At 38.9% G+C, this 6,401-nt stretch carries 9 protein-coding genes; 5 read left to right on the forward strand and 4 right to left on the reverse strand.

The features are described from left to right. On the forward strand, positions 1-869 hold an 869-nt coding region (locus ACTF6W_RS12020; protein ID WP_438994791.1), incomplete at its 5' end, for an MsnO8 family LLM class oxidoreductase. On the opposite strand, the gene ACTF6W_RS12025 is transcribed toward ACTF6W_RS12020, so the two are convergent. Beyond that, complete coding sequence (locus tag ACTF6W_RS12025) at positions 866-1,264, reverse strand: hypothetical protein (RefSeq protein WP_438994792.1); 399 nt, start codon at positions 1,262-1,264, stop codon at positions 866-868. The genes ACTF6W_RS12020 and ACTF6W_RS12025 overlap by 4 nt on opposite strands. Before the next feature lie 242 nt (positions 1,265-1,506). On the opposite strand from ACTF6W_RS12025, the gene ACTF6W_RS12030 reads away from it, so the two are divergent. The 4 genes from ACTF6W_RS12030 (at position 1,507) to ACTF6W_RS12045 (ending at position 4,743) form a co-directional block, all read left to right on the forward strand. Further along, positions 1,507-2,313: a TRAP transporter substrate-binding protein gene (locus tag ACTF6W_RS12030; protein WP_438994793.1), complete on the forward strand. Its 807-nt coding sequence runs from the start codon at positions 1,507-1,509 to the stop codon at positions 2,311-2,313. Then, the gene (locus ACTF6W_RS12035) at positions 2,298-2,552 is read left to right on the forward strand and encodes a hypothetical protein (protein ID WP_438994799.1); all 255 of its coding nucleotides are present in this window, start codon (positions 2,298-2,300) and stop codon (positions 2,550-2,552) included. Before ACTF6W_RS12030 ends, ACTF6W_RS12035 begins: the two co-directional genes overlap by 16 nt. A 94-nt stretch (positions 2,553-2,646) precedes the next feature. Beyond that, complete coding sequence (locus ACTF6W_RS12040; RefSeq protein WP_438994794.1) at positions 2,647-3,600, forward strand: hypothetical protein; 954 nt, start codon at positions 2,647-2,649, stop codon at positions 3,598-3,600. 9 nt (positions 3,601-3,609) lie between these two features. Further along, positions 3,610-4,743, forward strand: coding sequence for an alpha-hydroxy acid oxidase (locus ACTF6W_RS12045; protein ID WP_438994795.1), 1,134 nt, complete (start codon positions 3,610-3,612; stop codon positions 4,741-4,743). Positions 4,744-4,774: 31 nt separating this feature from the next. On the opposite strand, the gene ACTF6W_RS12050 is transcribed toward ACTF6W_RS12045, so the two are convergent. The 3 genes from ACTF6W_RS12050 to ACTF6W_RS12060 all read right to left on the reverse strand — a co-directional run. After that, positions 4,775-4,900 carry a hypothetical protein gene (locus tag ACTF6W_RS12050; RefSeq protein ID WP_438994796.1) on the reverse strand — a complete coding sequence of 42 codons (126 nt, stop codon included), beginning with the start codon at positions 4,898-4,900 and terminating at the stop codon, positions 4,775-4,777. A 23-nt stretch (positions 4,901-4,923) separates the two neighbouring features. Continuing rightward, positions 4,924-5,904: an amidohydrolase family protein gene (locus ACTF6W_RS12055; RefSeq protein WP_438994797.1), complete on the reverse strand. Its 981-nt coding sequence runs from the start codon at positions 5,902-5,904 to the stop codon at positions 4,924-4,926. A 15-nt stretch (positions 5,905-5,919) separates the two neighbouring features. Beyond that, positions 5,920-6,401: amidohydrolase family protein (locus tag ACTF6W_RS12060; RefSeq protein WP_438994798.1), on the reverse strand; the 482-nt coding region annotated here is incomplete at its 5' end.

Below are 6,401 nucleotides of genomic sequence, written 5' to 3' on the forward strand. Positions count from 1 at the left end.
CGTCGTATTTTGCCGGCCCTAATCCCGCAACACTCATAAGTCATATTGCATCGATAACAGAAAAAATTCGCGTTGGAAGCGGCGGCGTCATGCTTTTACATTATAGTCCCTATATGGTTGCCGAACAGTTCAGGTTGCTGAGCACACTTTTTCCCAATAGAATTGACCTTGGCATTGGAAGAGCACCCGGCGGCGGCGCGCTTTCTAGTCATGCATTAGCCTACCCCGGGCAAGCAACATTTGGTGAATTATATTCACGACAAGCCCTTGATTTAAGATCGTTTCTATCTGGTCATAGTGAAGAAAATCACCCATTTAAAGATTTAATCACTTCGCCTTATCCAGAATACAACCCCGAACTTTGGATGCTTGGCAGCAGTGGTGGCAGTGCGACACTAGCGGGCGAGCTTGGATATTATTTATCCTTTGCACTATTCATTGCGCCAACGGGGGCAGAATATAATGTTGTCGAAGAATATCTTAATGCCTTTGAACGCGCAGGACATGAACACAATCCTAAAGTTATGATCGCCGTTGGTGGTTACTGTGCTGATACACAGGAAGAAGCAGAATTTATTGCATCATCCCAACTTTATAAAAAAACATTACAGCAAACACGCGGTCAAGATGTCCTATGGCTTGATCCAGAAATTATAAAAGATGACATAATTAATTTCTCACCCCGTGAAGAACGTTTCTATAATTTATTAAAACAAAGTTTTGTTATTGGTGACAAAACATATGTTGCTGAAAAAATGCACGATTTAAAAAAATATTGGAAAACCGATGAGTTTGCCGTCCTTGCTGTAACTCATGATATAGAAAGCCGTATTAAAAGTTATCAAGAATTCGCTGAAGCGATACTTTAAGCCGTTTTAGAGCTTTTTGAACTCGCTTTTGAAATCCATTCTCTAGCATCAGAAACAGAATTAAAAACATCCGCCATCACAATATCATTATCAAGACACCCTTTATAAACGAGGTATTTTCCTATGATATCAATTCTGTTAGAGACGATTGCAATTTTGGTCAGATTGCCAATTTCGCCAAAGGCAACATTATCCATTCTTGCACCCATTACGGCTTCAAGATGTTCCATATCAAATTTATCAACTTTTTGAAAATCCCATATTTGATAAACATTACTCATTCGGTTTTTATGTTCCCACGCTTCGGCACAGGCGAAACGAATATCCTGGAAATTAACATTACCGCTTAAGCTAAAATATAATCCAAGATCTTCTGAAATTATTTTATGAGGCATCAACTAAACTCTTAATAAAAGGACTAATCAAAATGATTCTAAAAGAGTTTAAATTGAGCACCTTTATTTTTTGAAAACTTTCCAAAAAGTTTAAATAAAATTTATTTAAAATTGTTATAATCATATCATTATATCTTGTGAATAAAATCTTCATTGACTTTATCCTGACAAATGAGTCCATAATGAGCCCAAAATGTGTTGATTTATAATAATTTTCAAAAAATGATTTTTAGGCTCTAAAGATGAAAATATATCTAGTCTTTATCATAAATTTAATAATTTCTTCTCTCTCATTCGCTCAATCTGAGGTCGTTATTAAAGTGGCCAATGTGATTGGTGATGCACCAAACGGACGTATGCCACTTCATACTGGTCTTCTGCAAAAACAAATCTCGGAAAAAATCTATAAGAATACTAAAGGTGAAATCAACTTTGAAATATTACCTGGAAAAAGACCGGACATTCCTGTCTTCATTATGCCTGATATGACGGCAAAAGGGGACGTTATACAGGCAACTATTGTACTATCTCTTTTCCTTACACGTGTACCAGAAATGCTTATACAATCTATTCCGTTTTTATTTGAAAGCGATGAACATTCCAGACGGTTTATGAATAGCGAAATTGATAACTGGCTATCTAAAAAAGTGGAAAAAGCATATAATGTGAAGGTCCTTGGAAGTTTTCATCACTCAAATGCGGCTAGCGTAAATTCCATCACTCCTATCTTAAAAGTAGAAGATTTCAATGGCAAAATTCTTAACGACTTTTCCGAAAGCTGGCAACCACTCTGGCAAAATATAAAACCCAAAGAAATCACCTATATCGGCTATAATGACGCTGTAAATGGTAAGTTAACAGAAGACGGCGTAAAGACAGAAGTCACAATCGGTATGCTACAAAATAACCATTCACAAAAGCTACATGAAAGATATAAACATCTGACCTTGATGCCCAATATGTATAATATTTATTATACTGTTTTGTCAACAATGACGTATGGAATAAATTATCGCCTTTTCAAAAAACGGGCATTAACCGCGCAATAGAAGAGGCACAAGATGCCTCAATTGCAATGCATGCAGATACAATGATGTGGGCTATTCAATTAAACCAATCCGAAGGTGTAAAAATTCATTTCTTATCAGCAGAAGAGCGCGAAAACTGGAAAAAAGAATTTAATCCCAAAATGGTTACATCGGTAATAAGTAAATCAGAGGATCCAGAAAAAACACGCGATATGATCCGCAAAACAAAAGAACTTATAAAAGATTTGGAGTGGCAATAAATGAAAATATTAACACTCATTCTTTCTATTAATATCTTAATATTACCATCTTATGCACAAGAGACAAAAACAATAACAATGGCAAATGTTTTTGGTGAAACTCCAGAAGGCCGAATGCCTACACACACCGCGCATTCAAGAATTATTTTCTAAAAAGGTAGCTGAATATACCGATGGTCAGATTAAATGGAATATTCTGCTGGGAAAACAAAAGGACGGTATTTCAATTTTCCGCTCAGCTACCCTAACCGCCGAAGGTGATAAGATACAAGCAACCAATGTCCCCGCCTTTTTCTTACCAAAAGTACCGGAAGTAATGATCCAATCAATACCATTTTTATTTGATGGTGTTGAACATTCAAGACGCTTCATGACATCTGAGCCTGCAAATTGGATATCGCAAAAAATAGAAACTGCATATAATGTAAAAGTCCTTGGTCATTTTTATAATGCCGCATTTATTAGTGTAAATGGCATATCCCCAATTCGACACCCTAGTGACTTCTCTGATAAAATTATCAATGGTTTTGATAAAACTTGGGACCCGTTATGGACAGATGTAAAGCCAAAAGAACGCCGCTTTATTGGCACACAAGAAGCATGGACCGGGGCTCTTGTAACACCACAATTAGATTTCGACATAAATATTGGAATGCTGCAGAACAATCACCGTCAAAGACTGCATGAACGTTTTAAACACACAACAATTGTCGAAAATTTTTATAATATTTATTATACGATGATGATAAATAAAGACACTTGGAATTCATTAACTTATTTTCAACGTGACGGAATAGAAAAAGCAGTGAAAGAAGCGCAAAACGCATCCATTGCCTATCAACTTGATACCACCCTTTGGGCTTTAGCGTTAAATCAATCAGAAAGCACTAACATTCACTTTCTGACTGATAACGAGCGAAAAGAATGGAAACAGGAATTTTATCCGAAAATGCTTGAAGCCATCGTTTCAAAAAGTGCTAACCCAACTGAAACCCGTCAAATGATAAAAAAGATAGAAGCCCTTGTCGATGATCTAAGATGGCAGTAATCTAATTTGATGAAATTAAAAAACTGCATAAATATAAATGATCTACGCGAAGCGGCTAAGACACGTGCCCACAAAATGGTATTTGATTATATCGACGGCGGCGCTGATGATGAAAAAACTCTTGCACGCAATTCATCAGCCTTTGATGATTATGAATTGTTATACCGTGTTCTTTCTGGGGTCGATAGCCCCGATCTTTCGACGACATTGTTAGGACAGAAAATGGACGTCCCGTTTATTTTATCCCCTTCAGCAGGCAATAGATTATTTCATACAGAAGGAGAATATGGTCCCGCTAAAGCCGCTGAAAAGATTGGAACCGTTTATTCTTTAGCGACCCTATCATCCGTTTCTATAGAAGATATAGGAACCGCTACAAATGGTCCCAAATGGTTTCAGCTTTATGTATGGAAAGACAGGGGGCTGGTCAAAGAAATGCTTGACCGCGCAAAAGCCGCCGGGTTTACAGCGATGTTCTTAACCGTCGACCTTCCCATCGCAGGAAACCGTGAACGGGATCCCAAAAACGGTTTCACGATACCTCCTAAAATCGGACCAAAGCAAATTTGGCATGCGTTAAATGCGCCGCACTGGACCATGGATTATCTCTTTTCACCTGCCATTCGCTATGCCAATCTTTCATCTGCCTCAACGGCCGCAACACTTAATGATTTTGTTGCCGCGCAGCTTGATGCCGGATTCAATTGGGATGATGCAGAATGGTTGCTAGGCGAATGGAATGGACCAACTATATTAAAAGGTGTTGTGCGCGCAGACGATGCCATCCGCGCAGAACGCGTTGGATTTAACGCAATCTCAATTTCAAATCACGGCGGTCGACAACTTGACACATCGCCCGCACCAATAAGCTGCCTCGAACCGATAAGAGAAGCCGTCTCTGATAAAACTGAACTCATTGTTGATGGTGGAATTCGCCGTGGCACTGATGTTCTTAAAGCCATCGCAATGGGGGCAAACGCCGTTAGTTTTGCAAGACCTTATCTTTATGGTCTTGCCGCCGGCGGAACCGAAGGCGCTATTAAATCCGTTGAAATCATCAGAGACGCCATTAAACGCGACATGATCCTACTAGGCGCACAAAAAATCACTGACATCGATCGATCATTTATAAAAAGTATTTAAAAGCAATAACTTGAAATACTTTCTTAACCTTCTACTCACGAAGTGATTTTGAGAAATAATCTCTAAATGGTTTCATTAAATACGTCATTGGGGAATGCTCACCCGTTTTTAAATATAAATCTACCGGCATACCAGGCACCAATATTTTCTGCCCCATCTAAATCAGCATTCAACATATTTTTAAAGGTTAAAGACTTTAATCGCTGTTTCTGATCTGATTAATTTGGATTGGTCCGCAGGAAGTTCAGCCGTATGTTTCATTGCACCCGGCGTATCAAAAACCTGATGCGGCCAATCGGTTCCAAACATGACACGATCAGGTCCAACAATAGACATTAAATAATGCATGGCGCGTGGATCGTAATTAATGCAGTCATAATAAATATGTTTCAGATAATCCGTTGGCTTATGTTTCATCACCCGTCGTTCAGCAAGTTCAACCTCATCACCTTTTTCAAAACGACCTACAAGATATGGAAGCGTACCGCCACCATGCGATGCAATGAGCTTCATATTAGGATATTTATCGAAAAATCCATCAAAGATCATACGTGTAAAGCAAAGCGTCGTATCAAACATAAATCCAACGGACCAACTTAAATCGTATGAACCCATATCCATATCAAGGGCACCTGGCGGGTCAGTCGGATGAACAAGAACAGGAAGTGCTTTGTCATCTATTGCCTGCCAAATTGGTGCAAAAAATGGATCGGTTAAACTGCGTCCTGCAATATTTGCAAGCACCATAACCCCGCTCGCACCAAGGGCTACGGTCCGTTCTAATTCTTCTACGGCTTTTTCCGGGTATTCCCAAGGAAGTGACGTGTACCATCGAATACGGTCAGGATATTTATTCTGCGCTTCAACCATACTGTCATTTGAGGCAACTGCAGCAGCACAGCTAATCTCTTCGCCGCCCCAATATACATTCGGGCAAGTGAGGGAAACAATTGAAACATCAATACCCGTTGCATCCATTTGTTTAATGCGCAAATCATAGTCAAAATGACCAGGTTGTGGAAACGCAACGGGCGTATCTTTCTTAAATATTTCTTCCTTACCGTCTGGACGTACTTGAATATTATATTCGCCGCCTTGTTTTCTTAATATCTCATACCAATCACGGGTATAAGCATGTGTATGAACATCGATGACCGTCATATTATTACTCTTCTTTTATAAATTAAAAATTCGTTCTGCGTTATCACCACGGACTTTATGTTTGACGTCCTCAGGTAAATTATTGACACGAACAAGGCACCCTTCCATGTCACCCAAATTAAATGGATAATCAGATCCATATAAAACATGATCAGGCGTAGCCACAGTTACACATAACTCAAGCGCTTCTTGCGCATAGGTTACACTGTCATAATATATATGCTTTAAATATTCACTTGGATGCTTACTGATTTTAACTTTCGCGCGTTCTGTCGTATCCCAAACACGATCAAACCGCCCCGCTAAATATGGAAGTGTCGCGCCCGCATGTGACGCAATTATTTTTAAATTTTGATAACGATCAAAGAAACCATCAACGATCATTTTTGAAATGGCCAAAGTCGTATCAATCATAAAACCGGTTGATGCAATTAACGCATAACGATCTAATTCCATAAGTTCAGTACCAATGGGATATGTAGGATGTACTAAAACCG

The sequence above is a fragment of the Pseudemcibacter sp. genome, from assembly GCF_965661635.1.
In the GTDB taxonomy this organism is placed as follows: Bacteria; Pseudomonadota; Alphaproteobacteria; order Sphingomonadales; family Emcibacteraceae; genus Pseudemcibacter.